This window comes from Kitasatospora sp. NPDC024654, from assembly GCF_055559155.1.
In genome coordinates this window covers 165909-182824 of record NZ_JBVHLF010000006.1, presented here as the reverse complement: position 1 = coordinate 182824, position 16916 = coordinate 165909, and the positions used below count along the sequence as shown (strand labels likewise).

8 protein-coding genes are annotated in these 16916 nt (G+C 72.5%); 7 read left to right on the top strand and 1 reads right to left on the bottom strand.

The annotated features are described in order from the left end of the window. Positions 1-144: 144 nt before the first annotated feature. A complete protein-coding gene (gene glgP, locus ACZ38L_RS06120; protein ID WP_465689672.1) occupies positions 145-2793 on the bottom strand; it encodes an alpha-glucan family phosphorylase in 2649 nt (882 codons plus the stop codon). 953 nt (positions 2794-3746) lie between these two features. On the opposite strand from glgP, the gene ACZ38L_RS06115 reads away from it, so the two are divergent. The 7 genes from ACZ38L_RS06115 to pyk all read left to right on the top strand — a co-directional run bounded on the left by ACZ38L_RS06115 (position 3747) and on the right by pyk (position 16769). After that, on the top strand, positions 3747-5672 hold the full coding sequence (locus ACZ38L_RS06115) for an alpha-1,4-glucan--maltose-1-phosphate maltosyltransferase (RefSeq protein WP_465689670.1): 1926 nt from the start codon (positions 3747-3749) through the stop codon (positions 5670-5672). Then, complete coding sequence (treS, locus tag ACZ38L_RS06110) at positions 5669-7372, top strand: maltose alpha-D-glucosyltransferase (RefSeq protein ID WP_396557509.1); 1704 nt, start codon at positions 5669-5671, stop codon at positions 7370-7372. The genes ACZ38L_RS06115 and treS overlap by 4 nt, the downstream gene beginning before the upstream one ends. A gap of 227 nt (positions 7373-7599) precedes the next feature. After that, the gene (locus ACZ38L_RS06105; protein ID WP_465689667.1) at positions 7600-9123 is read left to right on the top strand and encodes a maltokinase N-terminal cap-like domain-containing protein; all 1524 of its coding nucleotides are present in this window, start codon (positions 7600-7602) and stop codon (positions 9121-9123) included. A gap of 70 nt (positions 9124-9193) precedes the next feature. Beyond that, positions 9194-11674, top strand: coding sequence for a 1,4-alpha-glucan branching enzyme (gene glgB, locus ACZ38L_RS06100; RefSeq protein WP_465689665.1), 2481 nt, complete (start codon positions 9194-9196; stop codon positions 11672-11674). A 222-nt stretch (positions 11675-11896) separates the two neighbouring features. After that, positions 11897-14071: a phosphate acetyltransferase gene (pta, locus tag ACZ38L_RS06095; RefSeq protein WP_465689663.1), complete on the top strand. Its 2175-nt coding sequence runs from the start codon at positions 11897-11899 to the stop codon at positions 14069-14071. After that, positions 14068-15273 (top strand): acetate kinase, encoded by a 1206-nt coding sequence (locus ACZ38L_RS06090; RefSeq protein WP_465689661.1) that lies wholly within the window; start codon positions 14068-14070, stop codon positions 15271-15273. Before pta ends, ACZ38L_RS06090 begins: the two co-directional genes overlap by 4 nt. Before the next feature lie 65 nt (positions 15274-15338). After that, a complete protein-coding gene (pyk, locus tag ACZ38L_RS06085; protein ID WP_465689659.1) occupies positions 15339-16769 on the top strand; it encodes a pyruvate kinase in 1431 nt (476 codons plus the stop codon). Positions 16770-16916 lie beyond the last annotated feature (147 nt).

Below are 16916 nucleotides of genomic sequence, written 5' to 3'. Positions count from 1 at the left end.
GTCTCCGCCACCGGCGGTTTCACCACGCGGAACAAGCGTGGGAGGAAGAGCTGGGGGTCACCCCCAGGGGGGGGAGGACATTCCGGAACCTGGGGGGGGGGGCCCCCCCCCCCCCCCCCCCACCACGAGTGGACGGTCACCCGTTCAGCGCAGCACCCCCGCGTCCATCCCGGCCGACTCGGCGGGCAGCGCGACCAGCCCCAGCTCGGCCGGCGAGGCCAGCAGCGGATGGGTCGGCAGCACCCGGACGGTGTAGCCGAACGGGCCGGTCCGGCTCAGCTCCAGGGTGCCCTCGTAGCGCTGCCGGCCGTCCAGGTCCGGGCCGCCGACCGGCTTGAGGGTCTGCACCTCGGCCTCGCCGATCCGGTCCGACTCGTCCACCTCGCCGGAGACCACCTGGACCTCGACGTCCCCCGCCGTCAGGCTGCCCAGCGCGACCTGGGCCCGCAGCGCCAGGCTGCTGCCCAGCTCCGGCGCCTCGGCCGGGCCGGCCGCGTCCACGTGCTCGACCCGGACGGCCGGCCAGGCCTCCCGGACCCGCGCCTTCCAGCCGGCCAGCAGCCGCGCGCCGTCCCCGGCCAGCTCGCGCTGGGCCAGCGCGGCCGGCGCGTACAGCCGCTCGACGTACTCGCGGACCATCCGACCGGCCAGCACCTTGGGCCCGAGGGTGACCAGGGTGTGCCGGACCATGGCGATCCAGCGGTGTGGCAGGCCGTCCGTCCCCCGGTCGTAGTAGCGGGCCGCCACCTGGTGCTCGATCAGGTCGTACAGCGCGGCGGCCTCGATGTCGTCCCGGTGCTCCTCGGTGAAGCCGGGGGCGTCGGCGGTCGGGATCGCCCAGCCGTTCCGGCCGTCGTACCACTCGTCCCACCAGCCGTCCAGCACCGAGAGGTTGAGGCAGCCGTTGAGCGCGGCCTTCATCCCCGAGGTGCCGCAGGCCTCCAGCGGGCGCAGCGGGTTGTTCAGCCAGACGTCGCAGCCCGGGTAGAGGTGCTTGGCCATCGCCATGTCGTAGTCCGGCAGGAAGACGATCCGGTGGCGCACCGCCGGGTCGTCCGCGAACGACACCAGCTGCTGGATCAGCCGCTTGCCGCCGTCGTCCGCCGGATGGGCCTTGCCGGCCACCACCAGCTGCACCGGGCGGGTCGGGTGCAGCAGCAGCCCGCGCAGCCGGTCCGGGTCGCGCAGCATCAGGGTGAGCCGCTTGTAGGACGGGACCCGGCGGGCGAAGCCGATGGTCAGCACCTCCGGGTCGAGCACCGAGCCGGTCCAGCCCAGTTCGGCGTCACCGGCGCCGCGCTGCCGCCAGGAGGCCCGGACCCGGCGGCGGGCCTCCTCGACCAGCTGGCCGCGCAGCGCCCGGCGGACCTCCCAGATCTCCGCGTCGCCGATCCGCTCCACCCCGGTCCAGCGCTCGGTGGCGCCACTGGCCAGCGCGTCCTCGGCACGCTCGGCGCCGATCTCGGCCGCGCCGAGCCGGAGCACCTGCGGGTCGACCCAGGTCGGCGCGTGCACGCCGTTGGTGACCGAGGTGATCGGCACCTCGGCGGGGTCGAAACCTGGCCAGAGCGCGCCGAACATCGAGCGGCTGACCTCGCCGTGCAGGGTGCTCACTCCGTTGGCACGCTGGGCCAGCCGCAGGCCCATCGCGGCCATGTTGAACAGCTTGGGGTCGCCACCGGGCCAGCTCTCCAGGCCCAGCGCGAGCACCTGGTCCACCGGGACGCCGGGCAGCGCGGCGTCCCCGCCGAAGTGCCGGGCCACCAGCTCCCGGTCGAACCGGTCGATGCCGGCCGGGACCGGGGTGTGGGTGGTGAAGAGCGTGCCGGCCCGGACCGACTCCAGCGCGGCGGCGAAGTCCGGCCCGCCCTCCGGCCCGCCCTGCTGCTCGGCGACCAGCTCGCGGATCCGCTCGATGCCGAGGAACCCGGCGTGGCCCTCGTTGGTGTGGAAGACCTCGGGGGCGGGGTGGCCGGTGAGCCGGCAGAAGGTGCGCACCGCGCGCACGCCGCCGATCCCCAGCAGCATCTCCTGCAGCAGCCGGTGCTCGCTGCCGCCGCCGTAGAGCCGGTCGGTGACGTCCCGCTCGGCGGCCGCGTTGGCGTCGATGTCGGAGTCCAGCAGCAGCAGCGGGACCCGCCCGACCTGGGCCTTCCAGATCTGGGCGGCCAGCGTGCGGCCGGCCGGCAGCGTCAGGTCCACCCGGCAGGGCGTGCCGTCGGCCTCGCGCAGCGGGGTGACCGCCAGCTCGTCGGGGTCGAGCAGCGGGTAGCGCTCCTGCTGCCAGCCCTCCCGGGTGAGCGACTGGCGGAAGTAGCCGTGCCGGTAGAGCAGCCCGACCCCGATGATCGGCACGCCCAGGTCGCTGGCGGCCTTGAGGTGGTCGCCGGCCAGGATGCCGAGGCCGCCGGAGTACTGCGGCAGCGCGGCGGCGATGCCGTACTCCGGCGAGAAGTAGGCGATCGCGGCCGGCAGCGCACTCTCGCCGGGCGAGCGGGCGGCCTGGTACCAGCGCGGGGCGCCGAGGTAGTCGTGCAGGTCGTCGGCGAGGTCGCCGAGCCGGCGCAGGAAGCGCCGGTCGGCGGCGAGCGCGGCGAGCCGGGCGGCCGGTACCTCGCCCAGCAGCCGGACCGGGTCCTCCCCGACGGACTCCCAGACACCGGGGTCGACCGAGCGGAACAGCTCCCGGGTCTCCGGGTGCCAGGACCAGCGCAGGTTTAGCGCGAGTTCGTGCAGCGGTTGGAGCTGCTCGGGGAGGACGGTGCGGACGGTGAATCTGCGGATGGCCTTCACGGCCCGAAGCGTAGACCGGGGCGACCGGGTGAGGTGGCGTCAACTCCCGTAGGGCGGCTCCATTCGGGGGATGGATGAGATCGCGTCCAGCGCATCCAGTTGCACAGAGGGCGCACAGGGCGCGAATAGCGCCTGGAGCGCACAACCCCTACCCCTCACATCCGCCGTTTCACATTCTCTGATGGCCGATCTGCTCCCCCGCTCCGGTCGGAACTGGCTGCGAACCGAGTGGTAAGACCTGTGATCAATGCGAGGATGGGATCAGGCCGCAATCGCAGCGGGTGAAGCGTGGGTGGCGAACCCCGCGCGGCGCGGCCGGTCCTCCGCGCCCAACAGCTTTCTCCCTGAATCTCCGTTAGCCCACTCGGCCGACGCGTCGACCTTTCGCGTGGGCCGCCGCGTGTCCTCAAACCTGCCCCGGTCGTTTCCGGGGTGGGTCGGAATCGCCCACAAGGCGTGCCGCGAGGCCGCGCGCCGGGACGCGCGCCCCTCGCACGCTCCGGACCGCCGTGGGCACCGGAGGGCGGTCAGGTTCCCGGGCCCGGCGGTCCGGGCAGGCTTCCGGTCGCTCGTCAGTCCCCCACCCAGCAGTCCTCGCGGCACTCCCGGCCCATGAATTCCCCGCAGGAGGTGCCGCCGATCTCGGGCAGGAGTTTGGCATGCACGGCGACACACGGGATCAGTCCGCACTGGTGACCGAGGGATTGGAAGATCCCGCCGGGTCGGCGCCGTTCTCGGCCATAGAGGGGGCGTCCGCAGTGCGCGCCCCCCGAACGGCCGAATCACCGTCAGAGAAATCACAGCCCGCGAAATCGCGGCCCGCCCCGGCCGCCCGGAGCCGCGCCCCGCGCGAGACCGCGGCCGCCCCCCGTCGGGGCACCACCACCCCCGCGACCGGCGCCACCGCACCCCGGCGGGCCGCCTCCCCGCGCCGGACGAAAGAGAGCGACCCGATGATCGGCCGGATCCCCGTCCTGGACGTCGCCCCGGCGGTGGACGCCGGCCGCCGGCCGGCCCGTGCGGTGGTCGGCGAGACCTTCCAGGTCAGCGCGACGGTCTTCCGCGAGGGTCATGACGCGGTGAACGCCAACGTGGTGCTGCGCGACCCGCGTGGCCGCAGCGGCCCGTGGACCCTGATGCGGGAGCTGGCGCCGGGCACCGACCGGTGGGGGGCCGACGTCACCCCGACCGCGCCGGGCCGCTGGACCTACACCGTGGAGGCCTGGAGCGATCCGGTCGCCACCTGGCGGCACACCGCCTCGATCAAGCTGCCGGCCGGCCAGGACGTCGAGCTGACCCTCGAGGAGGGCGCGCAGCTGCTGGAGCGGGCGGCCGCCGGAGTGCCGAAGCGGGACGGCCGGGCGCACGTGCTGGCGGCGGTGGACGCGCTGCGCGACGCGGCGCTGCCGCCGCTGTCCCGGCTGGCCGCCGCGCTCGCCCCGAAGGTGGCCGCGCTGCTGGCCCGGCACCCGCTGCGCGAACTGGTGACCGCGACCCAGCCGATGGTGCTCCAGGTCGAGCGCCAGCGCGCGCTGTTCGGGTCCTGGTACGAGTTCTTCCCGCGCTCGGAGGGGGCGACGCTGGACCCTCCCCGCTCCGGCACCCTCCGGACGGCGGCCGAGCGGCTGCCGGCGATCGCCGCGATGGGCTTCGACGTGGTGTACCTGCCGCCGATCCACCCGATCGGGTCAGCCTGGCGCAAGGGCCCCAACAACACCCTGACCGCCGGGCCGGACGACGTCGGCTCGCCGTGGGCGATCGGCTCCCCGGAGGGCGGGCACGACGCCGTCCACCCGGAGCTGGGCACCCTGGAGGACTTCGACGCCTTCGTCACCCGGGCGGGTGAGCTGCGGCTGGAGGTGGCACTCGACTTCGCCCTGCAGTGCTCTCCCGATCACCCGTGGGTGAACAAGCATCCGGAGTGGTTCAGGCGGCGGATCGACGGCACCATCGCGTACGCCGAGAACCCGCCGAAGAAGTACCAGGACATCTATCCGGTCGACTTCGACCAGGACTTCGACGGCATCGTCAAGGAGACGCTGCGGTTGCTGCGGTTCTGGATGGACCACGGGGTGCGGATCTTCCGGGTCGACAACCCGCACACCAAGCCGGTGCGCTTCTGGGAGAAGGTGATCGCGGACATCAACCGGACCGACCCCGACGTGATCTTCCTCGCCGAGGCGTTCACCCGTCCCGCGATGATGCACACCCTCGCCAAGGTCGGCTTCCAGCAGTCCTACACGTACTTCACCTGGCGCACCAGCAAGCACGAACTCACCGAGTACCTCACCGAGTTGAGCGGTGACGCGGCCGCCTACATGCGTCCCAACCTGTTCGCCAACACCCCCGACATCCTGCCGCACCACCTCCAGCACGCCGGCCTGCCCGCCTTCGCGCTGCGCGCGGTGCTGGCCGCGACCCTCTCCCCGAGCTACGGGATCTACGCCGGCTACGAGTTGGGCGAGAACACCCCGACCGGCACCGGCGCCGAGGAGTACCTGAACAGCGAGAAGTACCAGCTGCGCCCGCGCGACTGGACCCGCACCGACACCCTCGCCCCGCTGCTGACCACCCTCAACCGGCTGCGCCGGCGCCACCCGGCCCTTCAGGAGCTGCGCAACCTGCGCTTCCTGCACACCGACAACGACCAGGTGATCGCCTACGTCAAGCGCACCGGCGAGGACCACGTGATCACCGTGGTGAACCTGGATCCGCACCACCCGCAGGAGGCCACCGTCAGCCTGGACACCGACGGCCCGCTCAGCGTCCGCGACGAGCTGACCGGCGCCACCTACGGCTGGCAGCGCCACAACTACGTCCGGCTCGACCCCGCGGTCGCTCCGGCCCACCTCCTCACGGTTCGGAGGAACCCTCAGTGATTGTGAACGAGCCCGTCCACGACACCTTCGCGGACACCGAGAAGAAGGACCTGGACCCGGAGTGGTTCAAGCGGGCCGTCTTCTACGAGGTCCTGGTGCGGTCCTTCCAGGACAGCAACGGCGACGGGGTGGGCGACCTCAAGGGGCTCACCTCGAAGCTCGACTACCTCCAGTGGCTCGGCGTCGACTGCCTCTGGCTGCCGCCGTTCTTCGCCTCCCCGCTGCGCGACGGCGGGTACGACGTGGCCGACTACAAGTCGGTGCTGCCGGAGTTCGGCGACCTGGCGGACTTCGTGGAGTTCGTGGACGCGGCCCACAAGCGCGGCATGCGCGTGATCATCGACTTCGTGATGAACCACACCAGCGACCAGCACCCGTGGTTCCAGGCCTCCCGCAACGACCCGGACGGCCCGTACGGCGACTTCTACGTCTGGGCCGACGACGACAAGCAGTACCCGGACGCGCGGATCATCTTCGTCGACACCGAGACCTCCAACTGGACCTACGACCCGGTCCGCAAGCAGTACTTCTGGCACCGGTTCTTCTCCCACCAGCCGGACCTCAACTACGACAACCCGCGGGTCCAGGAGGAGATGATCGCCGGGCTGCGGTTCTGGCTGGACCTCGGGATCGACGGGTTCCGGCTGGACGCGGTGCCCTACCTGTTCGCCCGGGAGGGCACCAACTGCGAGAACCTGCCGGAGACCCACGAGTTCCTCAAGCGGGTCCGCAAGGAGATCGACGCCGACTACCCCGACACCGTCCTGCTGGCCGAGGCCAACCAGTGGCCCGAGGACGTGGTCGACTACTTCGGCGACTTCACCTCCGGCGGCGACGAGTGCCACATGGCGTTCCACTTCCCGGTGATGCCGCGGATCTTCATGGCGGTCCGCCGCGAGTCCCGCTACCCGGTCTCGGAGATCCTCGCCAAGACGCCGACCATCCCGTACGGCTGCCAGTGGGGCATCTTCCTGCGCAACCACGACGAGTTGACCCTGGAGATGGTCACCGACGAGGAGCGCGACTACATGTACGCGGAGTACGCCAAGGACCCGCGGATGCGGGCCAACGTGGGCATCCGCCGCCGGCTCGCGCCACTGCTGGAGAACGACCGCAACCAGATCGAGCTGTTCACCGCCCTGTTGCTCGCGCTGCCCGGCTCCCCGGTGCTCTACTACGGCGACGAGATCGGGATGGGCGACAACATCTGGCTGGGCGACCGGGACGGCGTGCGGACCCCGATGCAGTGGACCCCCGACCGCAACGCGGGTTTCTCCTCCGCCGACCCGGGCAGGCTCAGTCTGCCGCCCATCATGGACCCGGTGTACGGCTATCAGGTGACCAACGTCGAGGCGCAGCAGAGCAGTTCGTCCTCGCTGCTGCACTGGACGCGTCGCATGATCGAGATCCGCAAGCTCAACCCGGCCTTCGGCCTGGGTAGTTACCGCGAACTTCCCTCCAGCAACCCGGCCGTGCTGGCCTTCGTCCGGGAGTACGAGGGTGACCTGGTCATGTGCGTCAACAACTTCTCCCGCTTCCCCCAGCCCACCGAGCTGGACCTGCGGCAGTACGGCGGACGCTATCCGGTCGAGCTGATCGGCGGGGTCCGCTTCCCCTCGATCGGCGAGTGGCCGTACCTGCTCACCCTCGCCGGCCACGGCTTCTACTGGTTCCAGCTGCGCAGGCCCGGAGCGCAGTAACGATCCATCAGCTTCATCCGTATGCCGGGGCGCGCGGGCCGCGTCGCACGCCCCCTCGGGATCGCGCACTCCCACGTACGGAGAACAGCCCAACGAGCACCCACCCGCAGGCGTGACACCCGAGTGTCCCTCTCGCGTGCCGCCACAGCAGCGCCGCCGAAATCCGGAAGACTGGCGGGCCCGGCCAGACTGTCGGGCCGTCAGCCTGTCTCCGGGGAAAGGGAGCCATGTCGGAAATCTCCCGTTCTCAAGCCCACGCCCACCGGGACGCCGGCCCCGCGCCACGCGGCACGGGCGGACCGCACGGTGCCGCGGCCCGTGGCGCCGGGGCGCACGCCCCCGGGGCCCTGGGCAGCAGACCGCGCAGCAGTGCCTCGCTGGCGGTCGGAGAACTGGTCCAGGCCGCCCTGCCGCTGATCGCCGACTGGCTGCCCGGCCAGCGTTGGTACGCCGGGAAGGGGCAGGCCATCACCGGCCTGCGCCCGCTCACCGCCACCCCCCTGCTCACCGGTGATCCGGCGATGCTGCACCTGCTGCTCCGGGTCGAGCACGGCGGCGGCGCGGACATCTACCAGCTGCTGCTCGGCCTGCGCACCGAGGCGCCCGGCGGGATCGGCCCGGAGGCCCTGCTCGGCAGCCTCACCCACGGCCCGTACGACGGCGCCGCGCTGTACGACGCGGTGCACGACCCGGAGCTGACCGGCCGGCTGCTCGCCCACCTGGCCACCGCCGACCGCTTCGGCCCGCTCTCGTTCCGCCGCACCCCGGGCCCCGGCCTGCCCAGCGACCTGCCCGGCCGGGCCGGCACCGCGGAGCAGAGCAACACCTCGGTCATCTACGGCACCGCCTTCATCCTCAAGCTGTTCCGCCGGATCAGCCCCGGCACCAACCCGGACCTGGAACTGTCACTGGCGCTGTCGCGGGCCGGGAGCACCCGGATCCCCCGGGTCGCGGCCTGGTTCGAGAGCCGGATGGAGGGCGCCGAGCCGGCCACCCTGGGTCTGCTGCAGCGCTTCCTGCCGGACGCCGAGGACGGCTGGGAGCTGGCCCTCGACCAGGTGGCCCGGCTCAAGGGCGACCCCAGCCCGGGCAACTTCGCGGTCGAGGCGCACCGGCTCGGCCGGGCCACCGCCGAGGTGCACCGGGTACTGGCCCGCGCGCTGCCGGTAGCCCGGCTGGACCGCGAGCAGACCGGCCGGCTGGCCACCGCGATGGCCGAGCGGCTGGACGTGGCGGCCACCGCCGTCCCCGCCCTGCGCCGCTACCGGCCGGCCCTGCACGCCGCCTTCCGACAGCTGACCGCCGACCACCTGACCGGGCTGCCGGTGCAGCGGATCCACGGTGACCTACACCTGGGCCAGGCGATGCGCACCCCACACGGCTGGGTGCTGCTCGATTTCGAGGGCGAGCCGGCCAAGACGGTGGCGGAGCGCCGGCTGCCGCAGCCGGCGCTCCGTGACGTCGCGGCCATGCTGCGCTCCTTCGACTACGCCGCCGCCCACCTGCTGGCCGGAGCCGACCCGGACCCGCAGCTGGCACATCTCGCGGCCAGCTGGGCAGCCCGCAACCGGACCGCCTACTGCGCGGGCTACACCGCGGCCGGCGGCATCGACCCGGGCGGCTGCCCGGAGCTGCTGCGGGCGCTGGAGATCGACAAGGCGGTGTACGAGGTGGTGTACGAGGCACGGCACCGGCCGGGCTGGCTGCCGATCCCGCTCACCGCGATCCACCGGCTCGCCACCGCCCCCTGACCGTCCACACCCCACCCGCCGGACCACCCCACCCGCTCGCCGATCCGCCCCCTGCCAGGAGGACGCCGCCGTGGCCCCGCTCGACCGAACCAACCCGACCGTGCCCGCCACCTTCCTCCCGGCAGGCGGCCGGCGGCAGCGCACGGAGGCGCCCCGGCGACCCGCCGAACCGGACCCGGCCGCCCTGGCCGACCCCGCCGACGTCCCGGCCACCGCCGAGCCGCCCACCTCCGAACCGCCGACCGCCGAACCGCCCACCTCCGAACCGCCGACCGCCGAGCCGCCCACCTCCGAACCGGCTGCCACCACTGAGCCACCCGCGGCCCAGCCGCCCGCGGCCGGAGCCGACGGCACCGGGCTGGCCCTGCGACTGGCCGAAGCCCCGCTGCCGCCCGCCGAGATCGAGCGCCTGGTCAGCGGCGCGCACCACGACCCGCACGCCCTGCTCGGCGCCCACCCCACCGCCGGCGGCACCGCGATCCGGGTGCTCCGCCCGCTGGCCGAGCAGGTCACCGTGGAGACCCCGTACGGACCGGCCGAGCTGACCCACCAGCAGTCCGGTCTCTTCACCGGCCTGCTGCCCGGCCCGGCGATCCCGGCCTACCGGCTGCGGGTCGGCTACCCCGGCTGCGAGCCGCTGCTCCAGGACGACGGCTACCGCACCCCGCCCACCCTCGGCGAGCTGGACCTGCACCTGATCCAGGAGGGGCGGCACGAGCAGTTGTGGCGGGCACTGGGCTCGCACGTGCGGACGGTGGACGGGGTGACCGGCACCGCGTTCGCGGTCTGGGCGCCGAACGCGGTCGGGGTCCGCCTGGTGGGCGACTTCAACCACTGGGACGGCACCGGCCACCCGATGCGCTCGCTCGGCTCCTCCGGGGTCTGGGAGCTGTTCGTGCCCGGGCTCGGCGACGGAACGCTCTACAAGTACGAACTGCGCACCCGGGACGGCCGGTTGCAGCAGAAGGCGGACCCACTGGCGCGCGCCGCGCAGTGCCCACCGGAGACCGCATCGGTGGTACACACCTCCAACTACCGCTGGCAGGACGCCGACTGGCTGGCCAACCGGGGCAAGGTGCCGCACCACCTGGGCCCGATGTCGATCTACGAGGTCCATCTCGCCTCCTGGCGGCCCGGGTTGAGCTACCGCCAGCTGGCCGAGGAGCTGCCCGCGTACCTACGCCAACTGAGCTTCACGCACGTCGAGTTCATGCCGGTGATGGAGCACCCCTTCGGCGGCTCCTGGGGCTACCAGGTCTCCGGCTTCTACGCGCCGACCGCGCGGCTCGGCTCCCCGGACGACTTCAGGCACCTGGTCGACTCGCTGCACCGGGCCGGGATCGGGGTGATCGTCGACTGGGTGCCGGCCCACTTTCCCAAGGACGACTTCGCGCTCGCCCGGTTCGACGGCGAGCCGCTGTACGAACCGGCCGACCCGCTGCGCGCGGAGCACCCGGACTGGGGGACGCTGGAGTTCGACTACGGGCGGCGCGAGGTACGCAACTTCCTGGTGGCGAACGCGGTTTACTGGTGCGAGGAGTTCCACGTCGACGGGCTGCGGGTGGACGCGGTCGCCTCGATGCTCTACCTCGACTACTCCCGCGAGGGCGGCCAGTGGAGCCCCAACCAGTTCGGCGGCCGGGAGAACCTGGACGCCGCCTCGTTCCTCCAGGAGATGAACGCCACCGTCTACCGCCGCTGCCCCGGCGTGGTGACCATCGCCGAGGAGTCCACCGCCTGGAACGGGGTGACCCGGCCGACCGACAGCGGCGGGCTGGGCTTCGGCCTGAAGTGGAACATGGGCTGGATGCACGACTCGCTGGTCTACCTGTCCAAGGAGCCGGTGCACCGCAAGTACCACCACAACGAGATGACCTTCTCGATGGTGTACGCCTACTCCGAGAACTACGTGCTGCCCATCTCGCACGACGAAGTGGTGCACGGCAAGCAGGCGCTGGTCTCCAAGATGCCCGGCGACTGGTGGCAGCGACGCGCCAACCACCGCGCCTACCTGGGCTTCATGTGGGCCCATCCGGGCAAGCAACTACTGTTCATGGGACAGGAGTTCGCGCAGGGCGCGGAGTTCCACCATGAATCCGGGCCGCAGTGGTGGGTGCTGGCGGACGACTGGCCGGCCGCCCCGGACCACCTCGGCGTGCGGCGGCTGGTCGGCGACCTCAACGGCACGTACCTGGCCACCCCCGCGCTCTGGGAGCGGGACACCGTCCCCGAGGGCTTCAGCTGGCTGGACGGCGGCGCCGCCGACGACAACCTGTTCAGCTTCGTCCGGTACGCCGCCGACGGCAGCCCGCTGGTGGCCGTCTGCAACTTCTCCCCGGTGGTCCGGCAGGGCTACCGGATCGGCCTGCCCACCCTCCCCGGCGACCGGCGGCTGTGGAGCGAGGTGCTCAACACCGACGCCGAGCGGTACGGCGGCAGCGGGGTCGGCAATCCCCGGCTCACCGCGGAACCGGTGGAGTGGAACGGCCGCCCGTACAGCGCCGAGCTGACCCTGCCGCCGTTGGCCACCTGCTGGTTCCGGCCCGCCTGAGCCGCTGCCCGCGCCCGGCCGCCGGAGGAGGGTGCCCCCGGCGGCCGGGCCGCTCCGCCGCGCCGACCGGGACCTTCGTCCCTCGCCACGAGACCTTCGTCCCTTGCTTCGCGCAGCCTCATCCGCAATGCGAACAGGAAGGCGAAATGCGAAGGTAGGCTCGAACCGAGTTCCGGCCCGGATCGCGCCGGACGGCACCCAGCAGCGAACGGAGAGACTCGCGTGGCGCGCAGCGTGTACGTGGCCGGAATCGACCGAGGGGACGGCCGGCAGGCTGTCGAACTCGGGGTCATGGAAATGCTCACCCGCCAGGTGGACCGGGTCGGCGTCTTCCGTCCGCTGGTACACGCGCCCGGACCGGGTGAGCCCGGCAGCGACCACGTGGTCGAACTGCTGCGGGCCCGCTACCGGCTGGACCTGCCGGCCACCGACCTCTACGGCCTCGGCTACGAGGAGGCCGCCGCGCTGGAGGCCGCCCAGGGCCAGGACGAGCTGGTCAGCACCCTGGTCGACCGGTTCCGCGCGCTGGAGCGCAAGTGCCAGGCGGTGCTGGTGCTCGGCACCGACTTCGCGGACACCAACATCCCCGACGAGCTGGCCTTCAACGCCCGGCTCGCCAACGAGTTCGGCGCCGCGGTGCTCCCGGTGGTCGGCGGCCACGACGAGGACCCGGAGGCGGTGATCGCCGAGGTGCTGGGCGCCCACCGGGCCTACACCGACCTCGGCTGCGCGACCCTGGCGATGATCGCCAACCGGGTCGTGCCGGGCGCCAAGCAGCAGGTGCTGCGCGGGCTGAACGGCAAGCTGTCGGTGCCCGCCTACGTGATCCCCGAGGAGCCGGCGCTGGCCGCGCCGACCGTGGCGCAGCTGATCGAGGCGACCTCCGCCGAGGTGCTGCTCGGCGACGCGGCGGGGCTGGCCCGGGACGTCCGCGGCTTCGTCTTCGGCGGCGCGATGCTGCCCAGCTTCCTGCCCGCGCTGACCGAGGGCGCCCTGGTGGTCACCCCCGGGGACCGCGCCGACCTGCTGATCGGCTCGCTCGCCGCGCACGCGGCCGGCGCGCCGCCGATCGCCGGTGTGCTGCTGACGCTCGGCGAGCACCCCGGCCCGGACGTGATGGCACTGGCCGCCCGACTCGCCCCGGGCACGCCGGTGGCCGTCGTCCCCGGGACCAGCTGGCCCACCGCGGCCACCCTCACCCACCTGGAGGGCAAGCTCGGCTCGGCCACCCCGCGGAAGGCCGAGATCGCCCTCGGCCTGTTCGAACTGCACGTGGACACCGTCGAGTTGACCAGCCGGATCGAGCTGAGCCGGTCCGAGCGGGTGACCCCGATGATGTTCGAGCACGCGCTGCTGGAGCGGGCCCGCGGCCGGCGCCGGCACGTGGTGCTGCCGGAGGGCACCGAGGAGCGGGTGCTGCGGGCCGCCGAGGTGCTGCTCCGCCGCAACATCTGCGACCTCACCCTGCTCGGCGAGGTGGAGGCGGTCCGCCGCAAGGCCGCGAGCCTGGGCATCGACCTGCCGCACGCCGAGGACACGGCGGCGCCGGGCGACCGGGCCCGGGCCCGGATCGTCGACCCGGCCACCAGCCCGCTGCGCCAGCGGTTCGCCGAGCTCTACGCCAAGCTCCGGGCGCACAAGGGGATGACCGTCGAGCTGGCCCTCGACGTCGTCACCGACGTCAGCTACTTCGGCACCCTGATGGTCCAGGAGGGGATCGCCGACGGCATGGTCTCCGGCGCGGTGCACTCCACCGCCGCCACCATCCGGCCGGCCTTCGAGGTGATCAAGACCTCGCCGGGCTCGGCGATCGTCTCCTCGGTCTTCTTCATGTGCCTGGCCGACCGGGTGCTGGTCTACGGCGACTGCGCGGTCAACCCAGACCCGGACGCCCAGCAGCTGGCCGACATCGCCATCCGGTCCGCCGAGACCGCCGCCCGGTTCGGCGTGGAGCCGCGGGTCGCGATGCTCTCCTACTCCACCGGTACCTCCGGCTCCGGCGCGGACGTGGACAAGGTCCGCAAGGCCACCGAGCTGGTCCGCTCGCTGCGGCCGGACCTGCCGGTGGAGGGCCCGATCCAGTACGACGCCGCGGTCGACCCGCGGGTGGCCGCCACCAAGCTGCCGGGCTCGACGGTCGCCGGGCGGGCGACCGTGCTGATCTTCCCCGACCTGAACACCGGCAACAACACCTACAAGGCCGTGCAGCGCTCGGCCGGCGCGGTGGCGGTCGGCCCGGTGCTGCAGGGGCTCCGCAAGCCGGTGAACGACCTCTCCCGGGGCGCGCTGGTGCAGGACATCATCACCACGGTGGCCATCACCGCCATCCAGGCCCTGACCTCCGAGACCGACTCCCCGACCCCGCAGACCGACTCGCAGAAGGAGGCGACCTCGTGACCGAGGCGACCCGCGTCCTCGTCCTCAACGCCGGCTCCTCGTCGGTCAAGTACCAGCTGATCGACATGGTCGACGGCGAGCGGCTGGCCGCCGGGCTGGTGGAGAAGATCGGCGAGCGCACCGGCCGGCTGGTGCACACCCCGCACGGAGCCCCGAGCCGCGAGGCCGTGCAGACCTTCCCGGACCACTCCAGCGCGCTGAAGGCGGTGGCCGAGGAGCTGGCCGAGGACGGCCACGGCCTGGACTCCCCCGAGCTGGCCGCGGTCGGCCACCGGGTGGTGCACGGCGGCAAGCGGTTCACCGCGCCGACCGTGATCACCGAGGAGGTGCTCACCGAGATCCGCCGGCTGGTCCCGGTCGCACCGCTGCACAACCCGGCCAACATCACCGGCATCGAGGTGGCCCGCTCGCTGCGGCCCGACCTGCCGCAGGTGGCGGTCTTCGACACCGCCTTCCACACCACCGTGCCGGAGCACGCGGCCCGCTACGCGATCGACCAGAAGACCGCCGACCAGCACCGGGTGCGCCGCTACGGCTTCCACGGCACCTCGCACCAGTACGTCTCCCGGGCCACCGCGCGGCTGCTCGGCAAGGACGCGGCCGAGGTCAACGTGATCGTGCTGCACCTGGGCAACGGCGCCTCCGCCTCGGCGGTGGCCGGCGGGGTCTGCGTGGACACCTCGATGGGCCTCACCCCGCTGGAGGGCCTGGTGATGGGCACCCGTTCCGGTGACCTCGACCCCGGGGTGATCTTCCACCTGCACCGGGTCGGCGGGCTCTCCATCGACGAGATCGACGATCTGCTCAACCGCCGCAGCGGCCTGCTGGGCCTGTGCGGCGACAACGACATGCGCGAGATCATCCGCCGCAAGGAGGCGGGCGACCAGGACGCCGCGCTGGCCTTCGACGCCTACGTCCACCGGCTGCGCAAGTACCTCGGCGGCTACTACGCGGTGCTCGGCCGGGTGGACGCGATCGCCTTCACGGCCGGCGTCGGCGAGAACGCGGCCCCCGTCCGGGCCGCCGCCACCGCCGGCCTGGAGGAGCTGGGGATCGTGGTGGACCCGGAGCTGAACTCGGTGCGCTCGTCCTCGGCCCGGGTCATCTCACCGGAGTACGCCCGGGTGGCGGTCGCCGTGGTGCCCACCGACGAGGAGCTGGAGATCGCCCAGCAGGCCTTCGCCCTGGTTCGCGAGGGCTAGCCGCCCAAGGCATCGGAGCTTCGTCCCAATCCCGGGGAATAACTCATACGGATAGGATCATCCATATGCGCCGAGCGAAAATTGTCTGCACCCTGGGTCCGGCGACGGACTCGTACGAACAGCTCAAGGCCATCGTCGAAGCGGGCATGAACGTCGCCCGCCTCAACATGAGCCACGGCTCCCACGCGGAGCACGAGGAGCGGTACCGCAAGGTCCGCCAGGTGTCCGAGGACACCCACCGCACGATCGGCGTGCTGGCCGACCTGCAGGGCCCCAAGATCCGTCTGGCGACCTTCGCCAACGGCCCGGTGACCGTTGACAACGGCGACACGTTCACCATCACCACCGAGGACGTCCCCGGTGACCAGCACATCTGCGGTACCACCTACAAGGGCCTGCCCGGCGACGTGAAGCCCGGCGACCCGATCCTGATCAACGACGGCGTCATCGCCCTGGAGGTCGTCAGCGTCGACGGCCCGCGGGTGAAGACCGTGGTGGTCGAGGGCGGGGTGCTCTCCAACAACAAGGGGATCAACCTGCCCGGCGCGGCGGTCAACGTGCCGGCGCTCTCCGAGAAGGACAAGGACGACCTGCGGTTCGCGCTGCGGCTCGGCGTCGACATGGTCGCGCTCTCCTTCGTCCGCAACGCCGCCGACATCCACGACGTGCACAAGGTGATGGACGAGGTCGGCATCCGCGTCCCGGTCATCGCCAAGATCGAGAAGCCGCAGGCCGTCGAGGCGATGGAGGAGATCGTCCTCGCCTTCGACGCGGTCATGGTGGCCCGCGGCGACCTCGCCGTGGAGTACCCGCTGGAGCGGGTGCCGCTGGTGCAGAAGCAGCTGATCACGCTCTGCCGGCGGAACGCCAAGCCGGTGATCGTCGCCACCCAGATGATGGAGTCGATGATCCACGCCTCCCGGCCGACCCGCGCCGAGGCCTCCGACGTCGCCAACGCGATCCTGGACGGCGCGGACGCGGTGATGCTCTCCGCCGAGTCCAGCGTCGGCAAGTTCCCGGTCGAGACGGTCCGCACCATGAGCCGGATCTGCGAGACCGCCGAGGAGGAGCTGGCCCGCCAGGGCCTGCAGCCGCTCAACCCGGGCCGCAAGCCGCGCACCCAGGGCGGCTCGGTCGCCCGCGCCGCGTGCGAGCTGGGCGACTTCCTGAACGCCAAGGCGCTGGTGGCCTTCACCAAGTCCGGTGACACCGCTCGCCGGCTCTCCCGGTACCGCTCGCCGATCCCGGTGATCGCCTTCACCCCGGACGCCGCCACCCGCAACCAGCTCGCGCTGAGCTGGGGCGTCGAGGCGTACGTGACCGAGCAGGTGGCCACCACCGACGAGATGGTGGTCCAGGTCGACCAGGAGCTGCTCTCGATGAAGCGCCTGGCCGGTGGCGACACCGTGATCGTCACGGCCGGCTCCCCGCCCGGCATCCCGGGCAACACCAACATGGTCCAGGTCCACCACCTGGGCCAGCGCGCCGGCCTCTGAGGCCGGCCCGCCCCGAGTGACGGGGGGGGGGCCCCCCCGGGGGTGGGGGGGCCCCCCCTTCTTTTTGTTTGTTTCCCCCCCGTGCGGGGGGGTGGCGGTTGTGGGGGGTGTCGCGCGGGGGGGTGGGAGGTTGTCTAAACCGTCCGG